Source organism: Streptomyces sp. NPDC006207 (assembly GCF_040613835.1).
Classification (GTDB): domain Bacteria; phylum Actinomycetota; class Actinomycetes; order Streptomycetales; family Streptomycetaceae; genus Actinacidiphila.
This window is the reverse complement of the sequence record NZ_JBEXSX010000071.1, coordinates 1-22,062: the sequence shown is the minus strand read 5'-3', so window position 1 is coordinate 22,062 and position 22,062 is coordinate 1. Positions and strand designations below refer to the sequence as shown.

The following is a 22,062-nucleotide window of genomic DNA, read 5'->3' as shown; positions in this document are numbered from 1 at the left end:
TTCGGGTCGTTCTGGCAGAACTGGTCAGATTGTTCGGTTGTGTCCCCCCGGCCCGGAAGCCGGTTGTTGAGGAGGACGTGCCCCGAGCCTAAATGGTTCATGCCTCCAGGGGAACGTGACATGTGTATCACTCGAACGAGGGATCGAACATGTCTTCGAAAAGGGGCTAGCATGATGCCCGTACCGGGTCGCGGCGAAACGGCCGTGCGTGACCTCGGTACCCTCTCACCGATACGGCTGAAGAACTTCATGAGGAGACGTTCGCGTGACCGCCGAAACATCCGTGCCGTCCACCGCGTTGCTGACCGGTGCAGATCGTGACGGCTCCAACTACACCGCGCGACACCTGCTCGTGCTCGAGGGCCTCGAAGCGGTCCGCAAGCGCCCCGGCATGTACATCGGTTCCACCGACAGCCGCGGCCTCATGCACTGCCTGTGGGAGATCATCGACAACTCGGTGGACGAGGCCCTGGGCGGCCACTGCGACCACATCGAGGTCGTCCTCCACGGCGACGCCTCCGTCGAGGTGCGGGACAACGGCCGCGGCATCCCCGTCGACGTCGAGCCCAAGACCGGTCTGTCCGGCGTCGAGGTCGTCATGACCAAGCTGCACGCCGGCGGCAAGTTCGGCGGCGGCTCCTACGCGGCCTCCGGCGGTCTGCACGGTGTCGGCGCCTCCGTCGTCAACGCGCTCTCCGCCCGGCTGGACGTCGAGGTCGACCGCGGCGGCCACACGCACGCGATCAGCTTCCGCCGCGGCGTCCCCGGCAGCTTCGCCAAGGGCGGCCCCGAGGCGGCCTTCGAGCCGGGCAACGGGCTGGACAAGGTCAAGAAGGTGCCGCGGGCCCGCACCGGCACCCGCGTCCGCTACTGGGCGGACCGTCAGATCTTCCTCAAGGACGCCAAGCTCTCCCTGGACACGCTCCACCAGCGCGCCCGCCAGACCGCGTTCCTGGTCCCCGGGCTCACGATCGTCGTCCGCGACGAGCGCCCCGACAACGGCTCGGAGGACGGGAAGCCGGTCGAGGACACCTTCCACTTCGACGGCGGCATCAGCGAGTTCGCCGAGTACCTCACCCCGGACAAGCCGATCTGCGACGTGCTGCGGCTGACCGGCAGCGGCACCTTCAAGGAGACCGTCCCGGTCCTCGACGAGCTCGGCCACATGACCCCGACCGAGGTCACCCGCGAGCTCGGCGTCGACGTCGCCCTGCGCTGGGGCACCGGCTACGACAGCACGCTGCGCTCCTTCGTGAACATCATCGCCACGCCCAAGGGCGGCACCCATGTGCGCGGCTTCGAGGGCGCCGTCACCAGGACGTTCAACGAGGTCCTGCGCGCCACCAAGCTGCTGCGCGTCGCCGAGGACGACATCGTCAAGGACGACGCCCTGGAGGGCATGACGGCGGTCGTCACGGTCCGGCTCGCCGAGCCGCAGTTCGAGGGCCAGACCAAGGAGGTGCTGGGCACCTCGGCGGCCAACCGCATCGTGGCCAACGTCGTGTCCCGCGAGCTCAAGGCGTTCCTCACCTCCACCAAGCGGGACGACAAGCAGCAGGCCCGCGCCGTCCTGGAGAAGGCCGTCGCCGCGGCCCGCACCCGGATCGCCGCCCGGCAGCACAAGGACGCGCAGCGCCGGAAGACCGCGCTGGAGTCCTCGTCGCTGCCGGCCAAGCTGGCCGACTGCCGCAGCGACGACGTGGACCGCAGCGAACTCTTCATCGTCGAGGGTGACTCGGCCCTGGGCACGGCCAAGCTCGCGCGCAACTCCGAGTTCCAGGCGCTGCTCCCGATCCGGGGCAAGATCCTCAACGTCCAGAAGTCCTCGGTCACGGACATGCTGAAGAACGCCGAGTGCGGCGCCATCATCCAGGTCATAGGGGCAGGCTCGGGCCGCACCTTCGACATCGACCAGGCCCGCTACGGCAAGATCATCATGATGACGGACGCCGACGTCGACGGCAGTCACATCCGCTGTCTGCTGCTGACGCTCTTCCAGCGCTACATGCGGCCGATGGTCGAGGCCGGCCGGGTCTTCGCGGCCGTGCCGCCCCTGCACCGGGTCGAGCTGACCAACCCCCGCAAGGGGCAGGACAAGTACGTCTACACCTACTCCGACCGGGAGCTGCGCGAGACGCTGCTGGAGTTCGAGCGCAAGGGCATCCGCTACAAGGACTCCATCCAGCGCTACAAGGGTCTCGGCGAGATGGACGCCGACCAGCTGGCCGAGACCACGATGGACCCGCGCCACCGCACCCTGCGCCGGATCAACATCAGCGACCTGGAGGGCGCGGAGCTCGCCTTCGACCTGCTGATGGGCAACGAGGTCGCGCCGCGCCGCGAGTTCATCGCCAACTCCGCCGCCACGCTCGACCGTTCGCGGATCGACGCCTGACGGACCGGTTCCCCGTGCCGGCGCCCTCCGCGGTCACCCACCCGTGGAGGGCGCCGAAGCCTCCCCACCCCCAGGAGTGGGGGACCATCACCCGATGAGGTGAAGGTTTCTGCTTGGAGGCTCCCGGATCTTCCCGCAATGTCCATGCTTGGGCGCACGGCCGATCGGCCCGTGAGGCGAGGAGAGTTCGTGAAAGAGCACGACCGGGCGGAAACCGGAGGGCTGTGGGTGGACGACCCCTGGTACGACGTCCTGGCCGCGGGGGAGTGGGAGGGCCCCGAGCCACCGCCGGTCTCCCTCCCGACGCAGGCCCGCCCGGCCGACGCGCACGCCCGGGTGTACCGCGAGGTGCAGGCCAGCGGCCCCTTCCAGGAGGTGCGTTCCCGGTACCGGCGGTTCGTCTTCCCGGCGGCCGCCGCCTTCCTCGCCTGGTACCTGCTCTACCTCGTCCTGGCGACGACCGCGCCGCGACTGATGGCCCGGCCGCTGGTCGGCGAGTTCAACGTGGCCATGGTCCTGGGCCTCGCCCAGTTCGCCACGACCTTCCTCCTGACCTGGGCCTACGCCCGGCACGCTCGGCTGCGCCGGGACCGGGCCGCCCTCGACCTGCGCTGGGACACCCAGGAGCGGATGCGGTGACCGGCAACCACCAGGGCCTGGCGCTGGTCCTCTTCACCGTCTTCGTCTCCGTCACCCTGGCGATCACCGCCTGGGCCGGCCGACGGCGCAGCTCGTCCGTGGAGTTCTTCGCCGGAGGCCGTCTCTTCTCCCCGCTGGAGAACGGATTCGCCATCGCCGGCGACTACATGTCCGCCGCCTCCTTCCTCGGCATCTCGGGGCTTATCGCGCTCTTCGGCTACGACGGCATGCTCTACTCCGTCGGCTTCCTCGTCGCCTGGCTGTTCGTGCTGCTGCTCGTCGCCGAACTGGTCCGCAACTGCGGCCGCTACACCCTCGCCGACGTCCTCACCGCCCGTATGCGCCAGCGCCCGGTCCGGATCGCCGCGGGCACCTCCGCGGTCACCGTCTCCGTGCTCTACCTGGTCGCGCAGATGGTCGGCGCCGGGAGCCTGGTCTCCCTCCTGCTCGGCGGTCAGGGATCGGCCGCCCGCACCTGGACCGTCATCGGCGTCGGCGCGCTGATGGTCTTCTACGTCGCCTTCGGCGGCATGCGCGCCACGACCTGGATCCAGATCGTCAAGACCGTGCTCCTCATGGGCGGCACGATCACCCTCACGGTCCTGGTCCTCGTGCGCTTCCACGGCGACCTCGGAGCGCTGCTGCGCTCGGCCGCCGACGGCAGCGGCCAGGGCCGGGAGTTCCTGGCCCCCGGCAGGCTGTACGGGCAGAGCTGGACCGACCGGCTGGACTTCATCAGCCTCGGCCTCGCCCTCGTCCTGGGCACCGCCGGGCTGCCGCACATCCTTTCGCGCTTCTACACCGTGCCCACGGCACGCTCGGCGCGGCGTTCGGTGGTCTGGGCGATCGGTCTCATCGGCGGCTTCTACCTGATGACGATCGTGCTGGGCTTCGGCGCGGCGGCGCTGGTCGGCTCGAACACCGTGCGCGCGTCCAACGCCGCAGGGAACACGGCGGTGCCGCTGCTCGCCCTCGACCTGGGCGGGGGAGCGGGCTCCACCGGTGGAACGGTCCTCTTCGCGGTCGTCGGGGCGGTCGCCTTCGCCACGATCCTGGCCGTCGTCGCCGGTATCACGCTCGCCTCGTCCGCCTCGGTCGCCCACGACCTCCACGCGACGCTGCGCCGTCGAGGGACCGCACCGGACGGCAGGCGGCGGGAGAACCAGGACGTGCGGGTGGCCCGGGTGGCCGCCGTCTGCATCGGCGGGGTGGCCATCGCGCTGAGCCTGTTCGCGCAGGGCCAGAACGTGGCCTTCCTGGTGGGGCTCGCGTTCGCGGTGGCCGCGTCCGCCAACCTGCCCGCGCTGATGTACACGCTGTTCTGGCGGAGGTTCACGACCCGCGGCACGGTGTGGGCGATCTACGGGGGTCTCCTCCCGGCGGTCATGCTGGTGGTGCTGTCCCCGGTGGTGTCGGGCAGCCCGCAGTCGCTCTTCCCCGGCGTGGACTTCCAGTACTTCCCGCTGGAGAACCCGGGCCTGGTGTCCATCCCGCTGGGCTTCGCGGCGGGCTGGCTGGGCACGGTCCTGTCCCGCGAGCGCGCCGACGAGGACAAGTTCGCCGAGGTCGAGGTCCGTTCGCTCACCGGGGCCGGAGCGGTCTGACACCCCTTCCGCCTGGCGGAACGCTCTGATTGCCGCAGGCCCGCGGCGCCTCCACGCTGTGCGGCCATGCCATCGAGCCGTGTGCGTCGGCTGCTGCGCGACGAGACCGGCGTGGCAGCGGTACTGGTCCTGCTGGTGCTCGTCGTGGGCATCGCCGAGCCCGAGTTCCTGACGCGGTCCAACCTGGCCGGGACCGCCCACAACGCCTGCTACGTGGGGCTGATGGCGGCGGGATGGTCTTCACCATCGCCCTGCGCGAGGTCGACCTGCCGGCCGGAGGGGTGTACGCGCTCGGCGTGACCGTCGGCGCGGTCCACATCCGCGACGGCTGGTCCCCCTGGGCGGCGGCCGCAGCGGTGCTGGTGCTGTCGGCGCTGCCCGGGGCGGGCAACGCCCTCGTGGCGACGTACGTGGGGCGGGGCTGCCGACGTTCATCGTCACCCTCGCCTCCGTGATGATCAACTCCAGCGTCGCCGGACTCACCACCGACCCCGGCATCAGCGGCTACGCGGCGGCCAAGCACGCCCAGGCCGGGCTGATGCGCGTCGCGGCAGTGAGTGCGCCGCCCGCGGCATCCGCGTCAACACCATCCACCCGGGCCCCACCGACACCCCGTTCACGCGGCGCATCGAGACCGCCGCCACCGGGCAGCCTTCCGAGCACGCGGCCAGGGCGTTCGACGCGATGATCCCCCGCGGCCGGCACGCGGCACCCGAGGAGATCGCCCGCACCGTGCTCCACCTCGCGGGCGACGACGCGAGCTTCACCACCGGAGCCACCGTCGCGGTCGACGACGGCATGAGCGTATGAGAGGCGTACCCGCCATGACGACCGCCCTGCGGGCCCTGCTGGAGATCCTCGCCGACGAGGGGGTGGACCGGGTCTTCGGCAACCCGGGCACCACCGAACTCCCCTTCCTCGAGGCGCTGTCCGGGCCCGGCCCTTCGCCCGAGTACGTCCTCGGCGTCCAGGAGGGCTCGGTCGTCGCCATGGCCGACGGCTACGCCCGGGCCACCCGCCGTCCCGCCTTCGCCAGCCTGCACATCGCCGCCGGCACCGCCAACGGCCTGATCGGGATGCTCAACGCCCGGCGCTCCCGCACCCCGCTGGTCGTCATGGCGGGCCAGCAGGACCGGCGCCACCTGCTCCAGGACCCCATGCTCGCCGGGGACCTGGTCGCCCTCGCCTCCGGAGCGGCCAAACGGGCCGAGGAGGTGCACCGCCCCGAGGACCTGCCGCTCGTGCTGCGCCGCGCCTTCGCGCTGGCCCGGCAGCCGCCTCAGGGCCCGGTGTTCGTCTCTGTGCCGATGGACGTCCTCGAGGACGCCGCACCCGTGGAGGTCCCCGCACGCTCCCCCCTCGCGCCGCCCGGCCCGGCCGGCGGGCTCGACCGGGCGGCGGCCCTGCTGGCCGCCGCCGGACGGCCCGCGGTCGTCGCCGGTGACGGGGTCGGCAGGGACGGGGCGGTCGGGGCGCTGGTACGGGTCGCCGAGGCGCTCGGCGCGGTCACCTACCACCAGCCGATGAACGACCACCTGGACTTCCCCGGCTCCCACCCGCTCTACGCCGGACCGCTGCCGCCCGTCAACGCCCGCATCCATGAGCGGTTGAAGGGCCACGACGCGCTGCTCATCGCCGGCTGCCGGGCCTTCACCCCGCACCACTACAGTCCCGGCCCGCCCGTCCCCGCGCACCTGACGGTCGTGCAGATCGACGCCGACCCCGCCGAACCGGGCCGCAACTTCCCCGTCGCCCTCGGCCTCACCGGGCCGCTGGACTCCTCACTGGCCGCGCTCGCCGGCCACCTGGCCCGCCTGGTCCCCGAGGACACCGCCCGCGAGCGGATACGGGAGGCGGGCGCCCGCCACGCCGAGGCGCGGGACCGGCTCGACCTGCGGGCCCGGTCCGCGGGGCGCCGTGCCCCGGTCGATCCGCTCGCCGCCGCGCACGCCCTGGCCACCGCACTGCCGGAGGAGGCGGTGCTCGTCGAGGAATCGATCACCGTCGGGGTGCACCTGCGCGGTGTGCTGCGCCGGGACCGGCCGGGCGGCTTCGTCCACACGGTCGGCGGGGGCCTCGGCTGGGGCATCGGCGCGGCCGTCGGCCACCGGCTCGGCGCGCCCGGACGCCCGGTGGTGGCCGTGCTGGGGGACGGCTGCGCGATGTTCGGGCTGCAGGGGCTGTGGAGCGCGGCGCACCACCGGGTGCCGGTCCTGTTCGTCGTGATGGCCAACGGCGAGTACCGCACCCTGAAGGACACCCTCGACACCCGTGGTGGCAGCCCCTCCGTCCCGCACCCCGGCCTCGACCTGGGCGAGCTCGACTGGCGGCTGGCCGCACGCTTCTTCGGCATCCCCGCGGTCCGTGCGGACGGGACGGAGGAACTGGCGCGGACGGTCGCGGCGGTGGGCGGGCTCGACGGCCCGCTGCTGGTCGAGGTGCCCTTGCGGGGGCACTCATGAGAGCCGAGGGTGCGACCGTGACGGAGAGCCGGTCGATGCTGGCCCGCGGGACCGCGCTGCTCGGCGCCTTCGCCGCGGGGGAGGACGGGATCGCGCTCGGCGAACTCGCCGCCCGCACCGGCCTGCCCAAGTCGACCGTGCACCGACTCCTCGCCGAACTGACCGCCGTCGGGCTCGTGGAGCGCGGGACGGACGGCTACCGGCTCGGCCTCGCCCTCTTCGAACTGGGCCAGCGGGTGCCGCACCGGCGGCTGCGCGAGGCGGCGCGGCCGTTCAGGGAGGAGCTCTACGAGGCCACCCACGAGAACGTGCTCCTCGCCGTCGTCGACGGCGCCGACGCCGTCTTCCTGGAGAAGCTCACCGGCCGCCGCTCCCTGCGGATCATCTCCCGGGTCGGCGGCCGCCACCCGGCCTACTGCACCGCCACCGGCAAGGCGCTGCTCGGCTACGGGACCCCGCCCGGCCTGGCCGCGGTGCTCGGCGGCGGGCTGCGCCGTCGCACCCCGCGGACCATCGTCGTGCCGCGGCTGCTCCAGCAGGACCTCGTCCGCACCCGGACCCGCGGCTGCGCCGTGAACCGGGAGGAGGCCGAGGTCGGCGTCTCCGCCGTCGCCGCCCCCGTCCACGGGCCGCGGCTGGGCCCGCGTCCCTTCCCCGTCGCCGCCGTCTCCGTCACCGGCGCCACGCGGGGGCTGCGGCCGGACCGCGTCGCGCCCGTGGTGTGCGCGGCGGCGCGGGCGCTGAGCCGTGAACTCGCCCGCCGGTGAACCGGGTCAGCCGGTGCGCGACCACGCGTACCGGTGCTCGGGGCGGCCGGTGTCGCCGTACTTGAGGGTGAGGCTGATCCGGCCCTCGCGCTCCAGGAACTTCAGGTAGCGCTGCGCGGTGGAGCGGCTGATGCCCGCGCGTGCCGCGACCTCGTGGGCGGACAGCGGCTGCGCGGCCTCGGTGAGGACCTTGCGCACCAGGTCGGCGGTGGGTGCCGAGTGCCCCTTGGGCAGGTCCGCCGGTGCCGCACCGGCCGTGCGCAGCGCGCCGAAGATGCGGTCCACCTGCTCCTGGCCGGCCTCGCCGCGCCCGCCGACTCCGTCGAGCGTGCGGCGCAGCGCCGCGTAGGCGTCCAGCTTGGCCCGCAGCCCGGCGAAGCTGAACGGCTTGACCAGGTACTGCAGCGCGCCGAAGCGCATCGCCGCCTGCACGGTCGCCACGTCACGGGCGGCCGTCACCATGATCACGTCCGCGCTGTGGCCGAGCTGCCGCATGCGCCGCACCAGGGTGAGGCCGGTCTCGTCCGGCAGGTAGTGGTCGAGCAGGACGAGGTCGACGTGCATGCGCTCCAGCGTCGCCAGCGCCTGGGCAGCGGTGTGGGCGCGGGCAGTCACCCGGAAACCGGGGACCCTGGCGACGTAGGCCGCGTTGATCTCGGCGACGCGGAAGTCGTCGTCCACGACCATGACGTCGATCATCGTGCTTCCCCCGCGGACGCCCCGGAGGCCGCGGACGCGGCCGAGGTGAGTTCCGCGCCGGCCAGCGCCTCCGGCAGGACGACGGTGAAGACCGCGCCGCCGCCCGCGCGGGCGGTCACCCGGGCCATGCCGCCGTACCGTTCGGCGAGCCGCCGCACGAGCGCGAGGCCGAGCCCGCGGCCGCGGTGGGCCGGGGACCGCTTCGTCGTCCAGCCCTCGGCGAAGATCTGCTCACGGGCCTCGGGCGGTACGCCGGGGCCGTCGTCGGACACCCGCAGCACGACCGTCGTGCCCTCGGCGCGCAGCTCCACCTCGACCAGCGAACCCGCCGCGTCCAGGGCGTTGTCGATGAGGTTGCCGAGCACGGTGACCAGGTCCCGCGGGTCCACGACCCGGTCCGGGAGCAGGGTGACGGGGGAGACCGACAGGGCCACGCCCCGCTCCGCGGCGATCGCCGACTTGCCGACCAGCAGGGCGGACACCAGCGGGTCCCTGACCCGTTCCGCGACCTGCTCCGCGGAGGCCCGCTGGGCGTCGGCGACCTCGCCGACGAAGTCCACCGCCTCGTCGTACAGGCCGAGTTCGAGCAGCCCGAGCAGGGTGTGCAGGCGGTTGGCGTGCTCGTGGTCCTGGGCGCGCAGCGCGTCCAGCAGGCCGTGCGTGCTGTCCAGCTCCCGCCCCAGCCGCTCCAGTTCGGTGCGGTCCCGCAGGGTGGCCACCGCCCCGCCGTCCCCGGTCGGCATCCGGTTGGCGACCAGCACCCGCGCCCCGCTGACGGTGAGCAGGTCGGTGCCCGCGACCCGGCCGGCCAGCACGTCGGTCGTCCGCCCGGCGGGCAGCACCTCGTCCAGGGCGCGGCCGGCTGCGTCCGGACCGAGGCCGAGCAGCCGTTGCGCCTCGTCGTTGAGCAGCCGCACCCGTCCCCGGGCGTCCAGGGCGATGACGCCCTCACGGATGCCGTGCAGCATCGCCTCGCGCTCGTCGAGCAGCGCGGAGATGTCGGCGAAGGCGAGCCCATGCGTCCTGCGCTGCAGCCGCCGCGACACCAGCAGCGCCGCGAGTACGCCGACCGCGAGCGCCGCTCCCGCGTACAGCAGCAGCACCGGCACCGTGGCCAGCAGCCGCTCCCGCACGCTGTCGTACCCGATGCCCACCGACACGGCGCCCACGATCCTCCCGCCGGCCCCGTGCAGCGGCACCTTGGCGCGCGCGGAACGCCCGAGGGTGCCCCGGTCGATCTGCATGATCTCGCGCCCCGACAGGGCCACGCTGGGGTCGGTGGAGACGTGCCGGCCGATCTGGGCGACGTCCGTGTGCGACCAGCGCACACCGCGGGTGTCCATGACCACGATGTACAGGGCACCGGTGGCACGGCGGATCCGCTCGGCCTCCTCCTGCACCGGACCGGTGACGCTCGGGCGCGTGGTGACCAGGTCGTGGGCGAGCCCCGGGGTCGCGGCGGTGGTCTGGGCGATCGACAGCGCCTGCCGCATCGCCTGCTGGTCCAGCTGGGAGCTGAGCGGGGCGAGGAACAGCCCGGTGGCCAGGGTGATGACGCCGGTGGTGAGGACCACCTGGACGAGCAGCACCTGGGCGAAGACGCGGCGGGGCCAGCGGATGCGCATCTACGTCACCCCTGTCCTTCCCGGTCTTCCGCGCCCTTGCGGAATTCGCCCGTCCGTTCGCCCGGCTGTGAACGCAACGTAAACGCGGCCGGGGCCCGCTGCCCAGCCCCCGTGGCCCTTTCGTTGTTGTAGCGCGAGCAAAACGAGCAGAACAGGGGGTTGTGGGCACAAGGCGCAGTTGTGACCGCAAGGGTGCCGCCGTGGCCGGGACCACGCCTACCGTCCCGGCGCATGAGCACACAGACCGGCCCCGCCATCGAACTGCGGGGAGCGAGCAAAGCGTTCCGGACCCCGTCCGGGGCCCTCCACACCGCCGTCCGCGACCTGGACCTGACCATCGGCCGCGGGGAGTTCGTGGCCGTCGTGGGCCCGACCGGCTGCGGCAAGTCCACGACCCTGACCCTGGTCAGCGGGCTGGAGGAGCCCACCGAGGGCGAGGTGCTGGTCGCCGGCGAGCCGGTGCGCGGCATCGGCGACAAGGTCGGCTACGTCTTCCAGCAGGACGCCGTCTTCCCCTGGCGGACCGTGCTGTCCAACGTCATGGCCGGCCCCCGCTTCCGCGGCGTGCCCAAGGCCGAGGCGAGGGAGCGGGCCCGTGAGTGGCTCGCCCGCGTCGGCCTGTCCGCCTTCGAGGACCGCTACCCGCACCAGCTGTCCGGCGGCCAGCGCAAGCGCGTCGCGCTCGCCGCCACCTTCGTCAACGACCCCGAGATCCTGCTCATGGACGAGCCCTTCTCCGCGCTCGATGTGCAGACCCGCGCGCTGATGTCCGACGAGCTGCTGGAGCTGTGGTCCGGCACGGGCGCCTCGGTCGTCTTCGTCACCCACGACCTGGAGGAGTCCATCGCGCTCGCCGACAAGGTCGTCGTCATGACCGCCGGGCCGGCCACGGTCAAGGAGGTCTTCGAGATCGACCTGCCGCGCCCGCGCCAGGTCGAGTCCGTGCGGCTGGAGCCGCGGTTCATCGAGATCTACCGGGAGATCTGGGCCTCGCTCGGCGAAGAGGTCCGCATCACCCGCGAGAGGGGTGCGGCCGATGTCGCCTGAGACCGTGGCGGCCCCCTCGGCCGCCGCCACCGTGGACCCCGCGGGCACCGACCGCGCGCGCTCGCGCGCCCGTGCCGCCCGCAACCGGAGTTACCTCGTCCACGGCAGCCGCGTGCTGCTCCTGGTCGCCGTCCTCGGGCTGTGGGAGTGGCTGGCCAGGGCCGGGGCCGTCGACCCCTTCCACTTCTCGATGCCCTCCAGGATCTGGGAGCAGATCCGCACCTGGGCCGTGGACGGTACCGCGCAGGGCACCCTGTGGGAGCAGATCTGGTACACGCTCTACGAGGCCCTGCTCGGCTGGGTCATCGGCGTCGTCGCGGGCGTGGTGCTCGGCATCGCCCTCGGGCGGATCCATTTCCTCGCCGACGTCCTCGGCCCGTACATCAAGGTGCTCAACGCGCTGCCGCGGATCGTGCTCGCGCCGATCTTCCTGATCTGGTTCGGACTCGGCCCGGCCTCCAAGGTGGCCTCCGCCGTCGTCCTGGTCTTCTTCCCGGTGTTCTTCAACGCCTTCCAGGGCGCCCGCGAGGTCGACCGCAACCTGGTCGCCAACTCCCGCATCCTGGGCGCCCGCGACCGTCAGGTCACCTTCCAGGTCGTCATCCCCTCGGCCACCTCGTGGATCTTCACCAGCCTCCACGTGAGCTTCGGCTTCGCCCTCATCGGCGCCATCGTCGGCGAGTACATCGGCGCCACCAAGGGCCTGGGCCTGCTGGTCGCCGCCTCGCAGGGCACCTTCAACTCGGCCGGCGTGTACGCCGCGATGGCGATCCTGGCGGTCGTCGCGCTGCTCGCCGAGGGCCTGCTGACCTTCCTGGAGAAGCGGCTCTTCCGCTGGAAGCCGGGCGAGGCCGGCTCCGCCCGCTGACCCCGCCACCGCCTCCCGCCCACCCCCCTTCACAAGGACGTGAACCAGATGCGCGCAACCCTCAGGGCCGCGGCCGCCGTCGCCGCCTCCGCCGTCGCCCTCACCACGCTCACCGCGTGCGGCGGCGACTCCGCCTCCGCTTCCGGCGGCAAGGGCGACAAGGTCAAGATCATGGTCGGTGGCCTGGACAAGGTCATCTACCTGCCCGCGATGCTCACCGAGCGGCTCGGCTACTTCAAGGCCGAGGGACTGGACGTCGAACTGCTCACCGAGCCGGCCGGCGTACAGGCCGAGACCGCGCTCGTCTCCGGCGACGTGCAGGGCACCGTCGGCTTCTACGACCACACGCTCGACCTGCAGGTGAAGGGCAAGCAGGTGGAGTCCGTGGTGCAGTTCTCGCAGGCGCCCGGCGAGGTGGAGATCGTCTCCAACGCGGCGGCCGGCGACCTCACGGGCCCTGAGGACTTCAAGGGCAGGAAGCTGGGCGTGACCGGCATCGGCTCGTCCACGGACTTCCTCACCAAGTACCTGGCCGTCAGCAACGGCGTGAAGACCAGCGAGTTCACCCCGGTCGCGGTCGGCGCCGGGCAGACCTTCATCTCCGCGATGGAGCAGGGATCGATCCAGGGCGGCATGACCACGGACCCGACCGTGGCCACGATCCTGGACAAGGGGCTCGGCAAGGTGCTCATCGACATGCGCACGCCGGAGGGCTCGCGGCAGGCGCTCGGCGGGCTCTACCCGTCCTCCAGCCTCTACATGCAGACGGAATGGGTCAACAGCCACAAGGAGACGGTGCAGAAGCTCGCCAACGCCTTCGTGAAGACGCTCCGCTGGATGTCGACGCACAGCGCCGCGGAGATCGCCGCGAAGATGCCCGCCGACTACGCGCAGGGCGGCGGGCAGGAGCTCTACGTCAAGGCGATCGAGAGCACGCTGCCGATGTTCACCAAGGACGGCGTGATGCCCGAAGGCGGACCCGAGACGGTGGAACGGGTCCTCAAGGCCTTCAACCCCAACCTGCAGAACGCCCAGGTGGACCTGGGCAAGACCTACACCACGGAGTTCGTCAAGAGCGCCGGCTGAATGCCGCTGATCTCCATCCGCAGCGGCGCCCCCAGGGCCGCCCCGCAGCTCTCGGGCCGGGGCGGCTCCGCCGCGACCGGCGTCACCGCGACGTCCCAGGCCCGGCCGTCGCGGTGCCGCACGCGGGTACCGTGTTCGCCGTCCACGGTCAGCGCCTCGGCGTTCAGCTCGCCGGTCAGCCGCCGCACGGCCAGTTCGGCGGCCTGGCCCGGACGCTCCCACGCGGAGCGTCCGCGGCAGCCCTCCAGCACCATGCCGCCCTCGCGGGCGGCCGCCAGCACCTGCCGGGCCAGCGCGGCGTCGACCCGGCCGTAGGCGTAGCCGTACGGCAGCACCAGCATCGTCGGCGAGAACCGGTGCCCGCCCAGGTGGGTCACCTCCCAGACCTCACCGAGCCCCGAGGCGGCCAGCTCTGCGGCGAGCGGCCGGCCGTTGAGGGCGCAGCAGCGGTCGCGCTTGCCGTTGGTGCAGACGAGGGCGAGCGGGTCGCCCTCGTACGGCATCCCGAAGCCGCGGTGGTCGCCGCGGCCCAGCGCCTCGAAGTCCAGGCCCAGCAGTGCGGCCGGGTCCTCCACGACCGCGTCCCGCACCCAGGAGCCACCCGGCACGGTGTGCGCCACGTACGCCGTGCGCCGCCGCACGTCATGCCGGTCCGCGTGCCGCCCGGGCCGCCGGATCAGCCCGACCCGTACCCCGGTACCGGCCGCGGCCCGCTCCAGCGCCCTGCCCACCCGCGGATCCAGATGGCTCCCGGTCAGCGCCTTGGGACCCCACGGCCCCGGCTGCTCCAGCAGCAGCCAGGTCCGCGCGGTGGCCGCCGTCGCGGCGACGGGCTCCGCCAGCGAGCTGGACGCGGAGGTGCAGGTGCTCATGAAGGTAAGCCTAACCTTCCGCACCACCCCCGGCTCTCCCGCCCCTCCCGTATTACGTCGGGTGCTCGTCGAAGGGGCTCGGGATGGCCCGACACGGCATGGTGCGGCCTCCCCCTCCGAGCAGTTCGCGGGGGAGGCCGACAGTTCGCGAGCGGCGGATTAGAGGTCCGGGATGTCCTGTTTGGCGCGAAGGAGCGTGTCGCGAGTGATCACTACGATCCGCTCGTAGTCCGCCCGGGCCGCGTCGCCCGGAAGTTTGCCGTCCAGGTCAGCTGTGGCATCGGTGCCGATGACTGCAAAGTTGCCATCGGACAACTCGAAGATATCGGGGCATGTCGCGGCGGCGGTGCTTCCGCGTTCGCGAGGTGAGGCCCCGATTCTGCGCACGATCTCCACGCTGATCCATCCCGTTCCGGGAGGTCGCGCCGTTCCGTGAATGGCCCCTTCCCTCCCATGAGGCTTCGAAGATCCTTTCTCTCTAGTGGATCGAGTGCTTCCAGGGTGCAGTTTTGGTGTAGCCGTGACAGAAATTCAGCCGATCAGGGGTACCGACCTCCGCCATTGGCTTCCAGTTCTCTGATGAACGCGTCCACCATCGCCCCGAGCCGCGCTTCGTCGCCGGTGGGGTCTAGGCGTGCCTGACGGAACGGTCGGGACCACGTCCAGTACTCGCGGAACCGGCGGCTCTTCACCAGGTCGCGCAGCACCTGTTGGAACTCGATCGCGGACAGGCTGCCCAGGCGCAACACAAAGAGGTGATGGGTGAAGATCATGTTGGCGTACAACAGTTCTCGGGCCTGATCGGCGGGAACGGTCTCTAACTCCGGCCACACGGAAGCCAACTCCGGGTGCTCAATGCCGATCTTGAGGAGTTCGACGTGCAAGGTGCGCAGCTCCGCCTCGGCGGTGCGGTAGAGCTGGTTGTGCGTGCCACTCAACTCCTTCCGCTGGGCTGCCAGTTCCCGTCGCTGGAGGTGGGCCTTCCGCTGCTGCACACCGAAGGTCACGAGCACCGCCGCCAGCGCCAGTCCGGAGAACGCGGCGTTGGCGGCCATGAAGGTGGCGGCGGAGTCCTGGCCGGGGCCCGAAGGGGAGGCGAGAGTCACCATGAGCTTGCCCAGGGCCACGGCGACGGCGGCCGTGAGCACCAGGACGGCGGTGACCCCGATGACCAGCAGGGCGGCGATTCCGCCCACCTCTCTGGAACGCGCCATGTGACCCCCCGATCGGCGCACGCCCGCCCGTCATGGCGGCGGCAGCCCGAAGAAGCGAAGCTCCGGGCAGGTACGAGCGGCTCTGATCGACTGCCTCGGAGAGGTGAGAAGCACGCAGGGACGTACGGGTCCGGCACCCGCCGTCGAAATGAGTGTTACCCACAGGGAACGGTCGTGAAGCGCGCTATTCAGGACAGGTGGGCGCTGTATTGGCCCAGGTTGAGGGTGAGGCGACGCTTCGGTCCCTCCTGCCACGGCGGCACCCCCGGGTGCCGGGCGTCCCAACGGTCTTGCGCATGAGCGCAAACCACTTGCACGCCATGTCGTATGCTTGCGCTCATGACGCGACGGCTTGCCGAAGTAGCGAAGAAGGTCGGGGTCAGTGAGGCCACCGTCAGCCGTGTGCTGAACGGGAAGCCGGGGGTGTCGGAGGGCACCCGGCAGGCGGTGCTCACGGCGCTGGACGTGCTGGGGTACGAGCGGCCGACGCAGTTGCGGGGGAACCGGGCCCGGCTGGTCGGGCTGGTGCTGCCGGAGCTGCAGAACCCGATCTTCCCGGCCTTCGCCGACATCGTGGGGGCGGCCCTCGCCCAGCAGGGCCTGACGCCGGTGCTGTGCACGCAGACCGCGGGCGGGGTGTCGGAGGCGGACTACGTCTCGCTCCTGCTGCAGCAGCACGTCTCCGGCGTGGTCTTCGCCGGCGGTCTGTACGCGCAGGCGGACGCGCCGCACGACCACTACCGCCTGCTGGCCGAGCGGAACCTGCCGGTGGTGCTGATCAACGCCGCGATAGAGGACCTCGGTTTCCCGCGGGTGTCGTGCGACGACGCGGTCGCCGTGGAGCAGGCCTGGCGGCACCTGTCCTCGCTGGGCCACGAGCGGATCGGCCTGCTGCTCGGGCCCACCGACCACATGCCGTCGCGGCGCAAGCTGACCGCGGCGCGGGCCGCGGCCGCCGCGGGCGGCGGGTCGCTGCCCGACGAGCACGTCGGGCGGGCGATGTTCACGCTGGAGGGCGGCCAGGCCGCGGCCGCCAAGCTCTGGGAGCGCGGGGTCACCGGGATCATCTGCGCCAACGACCCGATGGCGCTGGGCGCGGTGCGGGCGGCGCGCCGGCTGGGGCTGTCCGTGCCCGGCGACGTCTCCGTGGTCGGTTACGACGACTCGGCGTTCATGACCTGCACCGACCCGCCGCTGACCACGGTGCGGCAGCCCATCGAGGCGATGGGCCGCACCGCCGTCGAGCTGCTCGCACTGAAGATCGCGGGCAAGCAGGTGGCCTCCGACGAGCTGCTGTACGAGCCCGAGCTGGTCGTCCGCGGGACGACGGGGCCCGTGCGCGGCTGAGCGGCCGCGCGCCCCCGCGGACCGGGCGGTTCCGACGTCGTCGGAACCGCCCGGTCCGCGTTTGCGGCCTCGGGGTTCCCGCTCCGTTCCCGGTGTTCGCGTGCTTCGTTGCCGAGCTGCGCAAGGCCGTCAATCTTTTGCGAAATCTGCGCGAGATCTTGCGGACACCTGTTTGTGGTGCTTGAGTGTGCGACGCCCCCGCTGCGTGTGGTCGGGGGCTTCCACGCTCATGCCCGAAGGGGACCACCGATGAGAAGCTCCTGGTTCCGCCCCGCTCGCCGTGCCTCCGCGGCCACGCTCGTCTCCGTGATGGCCCTGGCCGTCCTCACCGCCTGCGGCACCAGCAGCAGTGCGGACAACGACAACGACGCGGGCGGCGGTTCGTCCGACCCCACCGCCCCGCTGGACCCGAAGGCCAAGGTCACGCTGACCATCGACTGCATGCCGCCGGCCGCGAAGAAGGCGGAGCTCAAGGAGTGGAAGGAGGACGTCGCCGCCTTCAACAAGAAGTACCCGAACGTGACGATCGACGGTAAGTCGACGCCCGGCCAGTGCGAGGAGCCGGCCCGCTTCACGGCCGCGCTGAAGGCCAAGTCCCAGCCGGACGTGTTCTACACGTACTTCACCGACCTGCAGCAGGTGCTCGACAACGACGGCGCCGCGGACATCTCCGCGTACGTCACCGACAAGACCGTCCCGGCCCTGAACGACATCGACCCCAACGTGCTGAACGTCCTGAAGAAGGACGGCAAGCTCTACGGCCTGCCCACCAGCAACTACACCATGGGCCTGCTGATCAACCGCAAGCTCTTCCAGCAGGCCGGCCTCGACCCCAACAAGCCGCCCACCACCTGGGAGGACGTGCGCACCGCGGCCAAGGCGATCGCCGGCCTCGGCAAGGGCATCGCCGGGTACGGCGACTACAGCGCCCAGAACACCGGCGGCTGGCACTTCACGGCCACGATGTACGGCCTGGGCGGCGACGTCGTCTCCGCGGACGGCACCAAGGCGGGGTTCAACACCGACCTCGGCAAGCAGGTGGTGCAGAACCTGCACGACATGCGCTGGACCGACAACAGCATGGGCCAGACGCAGCTGCTCAAGTGGGGCGACCTGCAGAAGCAGATGGCCACCGACAAGCTCGGCATGTTCCTGGCCGCGCCGGACGACATCACGTACATGGTCCAGCAGCTCGGCGCCGACTACGCCAACTTCGGCATGGGCCCGATCCCCGGCGGCAAGGCCACCCTCTTCGGCGGCAACGACTACATGATCAAGAAGGGCAGCTCGCCCGACAAGATCAAGGCCGCCATCGCTTGGCTGAACTTCAAGACGCTCAGCGTCGGCAAGGGCCAGTTCGAGTACGCGCGCTCCAAGGCGGACGGCCTGCCCGTCGGTCTGCCCCAGCCGGCCTTCTTCATCGGTGCCAGCAAGACCAAGGACGACCAGCTGAAGACCGAGAGCGCCACGATGCCGGTGGAGAACTTCCGCGCCTTCATGGACAACCCGATCCCCGGCAAGGCCGAGCCGCCGAAGGCCCAGGAGATCTACAAGGTCCTGGACAACGTGATGTCCGGTGTCCTCACCAACAAGAATGCGGACCCCGCCAAGCTGCTGTCCACCGCGGAGACCCAGGTCAACCAGGTCCTCGCCAACCAGTAGCCCAGGCCCCCTCGGCACCCGGCACCCAGGAGCGACGATGTCGGCCCCCAGCGCCCCCACCCTGCCCACCAGCACTCCCGCGAAGAGCCGGTCGCGCCGTACGGTGCGCCGCCCCGCCCCGGACGGCCGCCGTCCGGGGCGGGCCGGCCGCGCCCTGCGCCGCAACCTCACCGCGCACGGCTTCCTGATCGGCGCCGTGCTCTGCTTCGGGTTCTTCTCCTGGTACCCGATGGTCAGGGAGGTCCTGCTGGCCTTCCAGAAGACCGAGGACGGGGCCACCACCTGGGCCGGCTGGTCGAACCTGAACTACGTCTTCCACGACCCCGCGTTCTGGCAGGCCTGGCGCAACACCCTGCTCTTCACCGCCCTGGCGCTGCTGCTCGGCTTCGCGGTGCCGTTCGTCATCGCCCTGCTGCTCAACGAACTACGGCACGCGCGGGGCTACCTGAGACTGCTGGTGTACCTGCCGGTGATGCTGCCGCCGGTGGCCTCGGTGCTGCTCTTCAAGAACTTCTACAACCCCGAGTACGGCCTGTTCAACCGCATCTTCGAGGTGCTGCACCTGCCCCAGCAGCAGTGGCTGCAGTCCACCAGCACCTCGATGCTGTCGGTGGTCATCGCCTCCACGTGGATGAACATGGGCGGCGCCACCCTGATCTACCTGGCCGCGCTCCAGGGCATCCCCGGCGAGCTCTACGAGGCCGCCGAGCTCGACGGCGCCGGGCTCCTGCGCAAGATCTGGCACGTGACGATCCCGCAGACCCGGCTGATCCTGTCGCTGATGCTGCTCATGCAGATCATCGCCACGATGCAGGTCTTCACCGAGCCGTTCCTGCTGACCGGCGGCGCCGGCCCGGAGGGCTCCACCACCACCGTCGTCTACCTGATCTACCAGTACGCCTTCAGTTTCAACAACTACGGCAGCGCCGCGGCGCTCGGCCTGGTCCTGCTCGTACTGCTGGCGGTCTTCTCCGCCGGGTACGTGCGGCTCAGCCGCGCCACGGACGAGTAGGGCGGGGAACCACCGATGAGCAGCAGCACCCGAACGCTGATATCACCGACGCAGCTGGCCAGCCGCCGCGGCAGGATCGTCTACCGGACCGTCCTCGCCCTGGTACTGGTCGCCTTCACGCTGGTCTTCCTCGGCCCGCTGTACTGGATGGCCTCCAACGGCCTGAAGTCCACCCAGGAGTTCGCGCAGATCCCGCCCACCGCCTTCCCGCAGGCCCTGCACCCCGAGAACTACAAGAGCGCCTGGGACGTGATGGACCTGTCCCACCTGCTGCTCAACACCCTCTGGTACGCCTTCGGGGCACTCGCCTTCCAGCTCGTGTTCGACGTGGCGGCCGCCTACTCGCTGTCCAAGCTCCGTCCGGTGCTGGGCAACGTGATCCTCGGGATGATGCTCGCCACGCTGATGATCCCGGCCACCGTCCTGGTCGTACCGCAGTACCTGACCGTGCTGGACGTGCCGATCTTCCAGCGCAACCTGCTCAACTCGCCCTGGGTGATCTGGCTGCCGTCGGTCACCAACGCCTTCAACATCTTCCTGCTGAAGCGGTTCTTCGACTCGGTGCCGCAGGAACTGCTGGACGCCTCCGCCATCGACGGGGCCTCCCAGCTGCGCACCCTGTGGTCGATCGTCCTGCCGATCTCCCGCCCGATCCTCGGAGTGGTCTCCATCTTCGCGATCGTCGGGGTCTGGAAGGACTTCCTCTGGCCGATGCTCACCCTGCCCGACCCGACGAAGCAGACGCTCAACGTCGGCATCTACTCGCTCGCCAGCGGGGTGCCGGAGAACTGGCTGGTCGCGGCCATCGCGATGGCCTCGGTGCCCACCCTGCTGATCTTCCTGATCTTCCAGCGCAACATCATGAGCGGCCTCACCGCCGGCGGCCTCAAGGGCTGAGGCCCGGCCCCGACGGCCTCCGGCCGCACCCGTCCAGCACCACGCCGCCCGCCACAGGGCGGGCGGCGCGGTCCCAGCTGCCCGAAAGGACCAGTCACGTGGCAGACACCCACCCGGCCGAGGCCACCGACGCGTGGTGGCGCGGCGCCGCCATCTACCAGGTGTACGCACGCAGCTTCGCCGACGGAGACGGGGACGGCACCGGCGACCTCGCCGGGGTGCGGTCCAGACTGCCGTACCTGGCCGCGCTGGGTGTGGACGCGCTCTGGTTCAACCCCTGGTACCCCTCGCCGATGGCCGACGGCGGCTACGACGTCGCCGACTACCGGGCCATCGACCCGGCCTTCGGGACCCTGGCAGACGCCGAGAAGCTGATCGCCGAGGCACGCGCCCTGGGCATCCGCACCATCATCGACATCGTCCCCAACCACATCTCCGACCAGCACGTCTGGTTCCAGGCGGCCCTCGAGGCCGGGCCCGGCAGCGCCGAGCGCAAGCTGTTCCACTTCCGCACCGGCCGTGGCGAGGACGGCGAGCTGCCGCCCAACGGCTGGCGTTCGCAGTTCGGCGGCTCAGCCTGGACCCGGCTCCCGGACGGCGACTGGTACCTGCACCTGTTCGCCCCGGAGCAGCCCGACCTCAACTGGGCCCACCCCGCGGTGCGAAGGGAGCACGAGGACGTCCTGCGCTTCTGGTTCGAGCGCGGCGTGGCCGGGGTGCGCATCGACTCGGCGGCCATGGTCGCCAAGGACCCGGACCTGCCCGACTTCGTGGAGGGCACCGACCCGCACCCCTACATCGACCGCGACGAGTTGCACGACATCTACCGTTCCTGGCGCAGCGTCGCCGACCCCTACGACGGCGTGCTGATCGGCGAGGTGTGGCTGCCGGACACCGAGCGCTTCGCCCGCTACCTGCGTCCCGACGAGCTGCACACCGCCTTCAACTTCGACTTCCTCGCCTGCCCGTGGGACGCCGGCCGGCTGCGCGCCTCCGTCGACGCGACGCTCGCCGCGCACGCTCCGGTCGGTGCCCCCGCGACCTGGGTGCTGGCCAACCACGACGTGACGCGTACGGTCACCCGGTACGGCCGCGCCGACACGGGCTTCGACTTCAAGACCAAGGCCCACGGCATCCCCACGGACCTGGAGCTCGGCACCCGGCGCGCCCGCGCCGCCGCCCTGCTGACCCTGGCCCTGCCCGGCTCGGTCTACCTGTACCAGGGTGAGGAACTGGGGCTGCCCGAGGTCGAGGACATCCCGGCCGAACTGCTGCAGGACCCGATGTACTTCCGCTCCGGCGGCACCGACCCGGGCCGTGACGGCTGCCGGGTGCCGCTGCCCTGGTCGGGGGACGCGCCGCCGTACGGCTTCGGGGGCGAGCACCCCTGGCTGCCGCAGCCGGCGGACTGGGCGCGCTACACCGCCGAGGTGCAGGAGACGGACCCCGGTTCCCTGCTGAGCCTGTACCGGACGGCGCTGGAGCTCCGCCGCGCGGAACCCGGCCTCGGCGAGGGCCCGATGGACTGGCTCGACGGTCCCGGCGACGTGCTCGCCTTCCGCCGTGCGGGCGGGTTCGCCTGCGTGGTCAACCTGTCCGCGGACCCCGCCGCGCTCCCCGCGCACCGGCAGCTCCTGCTGGCCAGCGGACCGCTCGCCGAGGACGGCCGGCTGCCCCGGGACACCTGCGTGTGGCTGCGCCTGGACGACCCGGCCGGACCCGGCGGGGCGCAGGCGTACGCGTCCTGACACCGCGTACGCCGAGGGGCGCGGTTCGGAGTACTCGTCGTCCCACCAGGGGCCGAGGACCAGCGCGCGCACCCGCGTGGTGTCGACCGCCGCGGTGAAGTGGCCCCACAGCTCGGGG

20 protein-coding genes are annotated in these 22,062 nt (G+C 71.6%); 15 read left to right on the top strand and 5 right to left on the bottom strand.

The annotated features are described in order from the left end of the window. Positions 1–265 precede the first annotated feature (265 nt). The 7 genes from ABZ312_RS37790 (at position 266) to ABZ312_RS37760 (ending at position 7,867) form a co-directional block, all read left to right on the top strand. Complete coding sequence (locus ABZ312_RS37790; RefSeq protein ID WP_500321961.1) at positions 266–2,395, top strand: DNA gyrase/topoisomerase IV subunit B; 2,130 nt, start codon at positions 266–268, stop codon at positions 2,393–2,395. A 189-nt stretch (positions 2,396–2,584) separates the two neighbouring features. Continuing rightward, on the top strand, positions 2,585–3,034 hold the full coding sequence (locus ABZ312_RS37785; protein ID WP_499514470.1) for a DUF485 domain-containing protein: 450 nt from the start codon (positions 2,585–2,587) through the stop codon (positions 3,032–3,034). Beyond that, positions 3,031–4,638: a monocarboxylic acid transporter gene (locus ABZ312_RS37780; protein ID WP_500439663.1), complete on the top strand. Its 1,608-nt coding sequence runs from the start codon at positions 3,031–3,033 to the stop codon at positions 4,636–4,638. Before ABZ312_RS37785 ends, ABZ312_RS37780 begins: the two co-directional genes overlap by 4 nt. 233 nt (positions 4,639–4,871) lie before the next feature. Then, positions 4,872–5,093: a hypothetical protein gene (locus ABZ312_RS37775; protein ID WP_500439662.1), complete on the top strand. Its 222-nt coding sequence runs from the start codon at positions 4,872–4,874 to the stop codon at positions 5,091–5,093. Between the two features lie 118 nt (positions 5,094–5,211). Further along, on the top strand, positions 5,212–5,448 hold the full coding sequence (locus ABZ312_RS37770; protein WP_500439670.1) for an SDR family oxidoreductase: 237 nt from the start codon (positions 5,212–5,214) through the stop codon (positions 5,446–5,448). A 14-nt stretch (positions 5,449–5,462) separates the two neighbouring features. Then, a complete protein-coding gene (locus tag ABZ312_RS37765) occupies positions 5,463–7,100 on the top strand; it encodes a thiamine pyrophosphate-binding protein (RefSeq protein WP_500439661.1) in 1,638 nt (545 codons plus the stop codon). Between the two features lie 17 nt (positions 7,101–7,117). Next, entirely contained in the window at positions 7,118–7,867 is a 750-nt protein-coding gene (locus ABZ312_RS37760) for an IclR family transcriptional regulator (protein ID WP_500439660.1), read from the top strand. A gap of 6 nt (positions 7,868–7,873) precedes the next feature. Here ABZ312_RS37760 and ABZ312_RS37755 read toward each other — a convergent pair whose 3' ends face one another. Together ABZ312_RS37755 and ABZ312_RS37750 are read right to left on the bottom strand one after the other, a co-directional pair. Next, positions 7,874–8,566, bottom strand: coding sequence for a response regulator (locus ABZ312_RS37755; protein WP_500321949.1), 693 nt, complete (start codon positions 8,564–8,566; stop codon positions 7,874–7,876). Continuing rightward, a complete protein-coding gene (locus ABZ312_RS37750; protein ID WP_500321948.1) occupies positions 8,563–10,191 on the bottom strand; it encodes an ATP-binding protein in 1,629 nt (542 codons plus the stop codon). The genes ABZ312_RS37755 and ABZ312_RS37750 overlap by 4 nt, the downstream gene beginning before the upstream one ends. A 231-nt stretch (positions 10,192–10,422) precedes the next feature. On the opposite strand from ABZ312_RS37750, the gene ABZ312_RS37745 reads away from it, so the two are divergent. Genes ABZ312_RS37745 through ABZ312_RS37735 form a run of 3 tightly spaced genes read left to right on the top strand, consistent with a single transcriptional unit; the run spans position 10,423 to position 13,192 of the window. Next, entirely contained in the window at positions 10,423–11,238 is an 816-nt protein-coding gene (locus ABZ312_RS37745) for an ABC transporter ATP-binding protein (protein ID WP_499514476.1), read from the top strand. Continuing rightward, a complete protein-coding gene (locus tag ABZ312_RS37740; protein WP_500321947.1) occupies positions 11,228–12,106 on the top strand; it encodes an ABC transporter permease in 879 nt (292 codons plus the stop codon). The genes ABZ312_RS37745 and ABZ312_RS37740 overlap by 11 nt, the downstream gene beginning before the upstream one ends. Positions 12,107–12,154: 48 nt before the next feature. Next, the gene (locus tag ABZ312_RS37735) at positions 12,155–13,192 is read left to right on the top strand and encodes an ABC transporter substrate-binding protein (RefSeq protein WP_500321945.1); all 1,038 of its coding nucleotides are present in this window, start codon (positions 12,155–12,157) and stop codon (positions 13,190–13,192) included. Here the strand turns inward: ABZ312_RS37735 and ABZ312_RS37730 are convergent. From ABZ312_RS37730 to ABZ312_RS37720, 3 genes are all read right to left on the bottom strand, one after another. After that, positions 13,159–14,064, bottom strand: a complete 906-nt coding sequence (locus ABZ312_RS37730; protein WP_500321943.1) for a ferredoxin family protein — start codon at positions 14,062–14,064, stop codon at positions 13,159–13,161. The two genes, ABZ312_RS37735 and ABZ312_RS37730, sit on opposite strands and share 34 nt — an antisense overlap. A gap of 159 nt (positions 14,065–14,223) precedes the next feature. Next, positions 14,224–14,460, bottom strand: a complete 237-nt coding sequence (locus ABZ312_RS37725; RefSeq protein WP_500321942.1) for a hypothetical protein — start codon at positions 14,458–14,460, stop codon at positions 14,224–14,226. A gap of 143 nt (positions 14,461–14,603) precedes the next feature. Further along, complete coding sequence (locus tag ABZ312_RS37720; RefSeq protein WP_500439659.1) at positions 14,604–15,278, bottom strand: DUF6082 family protein; 675 nt, start codon at positions 15,276–15,278, stop codon at positions 14,604–14,606. A 339-nt stretch (positions 15,279–15,617) separates the two neighbouring features. Here ABZ312_RS37720 and ABZ312_RS37715 point away from each other — a divergent pair, with 339 nt between their 5' ends. From ABZ312_RS37715 to ABZ312_RS37695, 5 genes are all read left to right on the top strand, one after another. Further along, on the top strand, positions 15,618–16,625 hold the full coding sequence (locus ABZ312_RS37715) for a LacI family DNA-binding transcriptional regulator (protein WP_354796787.1): 1,008 nt from the start codon (positions 15,618–15,620) through the stop codon (positions 16,623–16,625). A 249-nt stretch (positions 16,626–16,874) separates the two neighbouring features. Then, a complete protein-coding gene (locus ABZ312_RS37710) occupies positions 16,875–18,287 on the top strand; it encodes an ABC transporter substrate-binding protein (RefSeq protein ID WP_500439658.1) in 1,413 nt (470 codons plus the stop codon). 37 nt (positions 18,288–18,324) lie between these two features. Then, positions 18,325–19,299, top strand: a complete 975-nt coding sequence (locus tag ABZ312_RS37705; RefSeq protein ID WP_500321938.1) for a carbohydrate ABC transporter permease — start codon at positions 18,325–18,327, stop codon at positions 19,297–19,299. 15 nt (positions 19,300–19,314) lie between these two features. Then, positions 19,315–20,196 (top strand): carbohydrate ABC transporter permease, encoded by an 882-nt coding sequence (locus ABZ312_RS37700; RefSeq protein WP_500357442.1) that lies wholly within the window; start codon positions 19,315–19,317, stop codon positions 20,194–20,196. Positions 20,197–20,294: 98 nt separating this feature from the next. Further along, entirely contained in the window at positions 20,295–21,944 is a 1,650-nt protein-coding gene (locus ABZ312_RS37695; protein WP_500321936.1) for a glycoside hydrolase family 13 protein, read from the top strand. Positions 21,945–22,062: the final 118 nt, after the last annotated feature.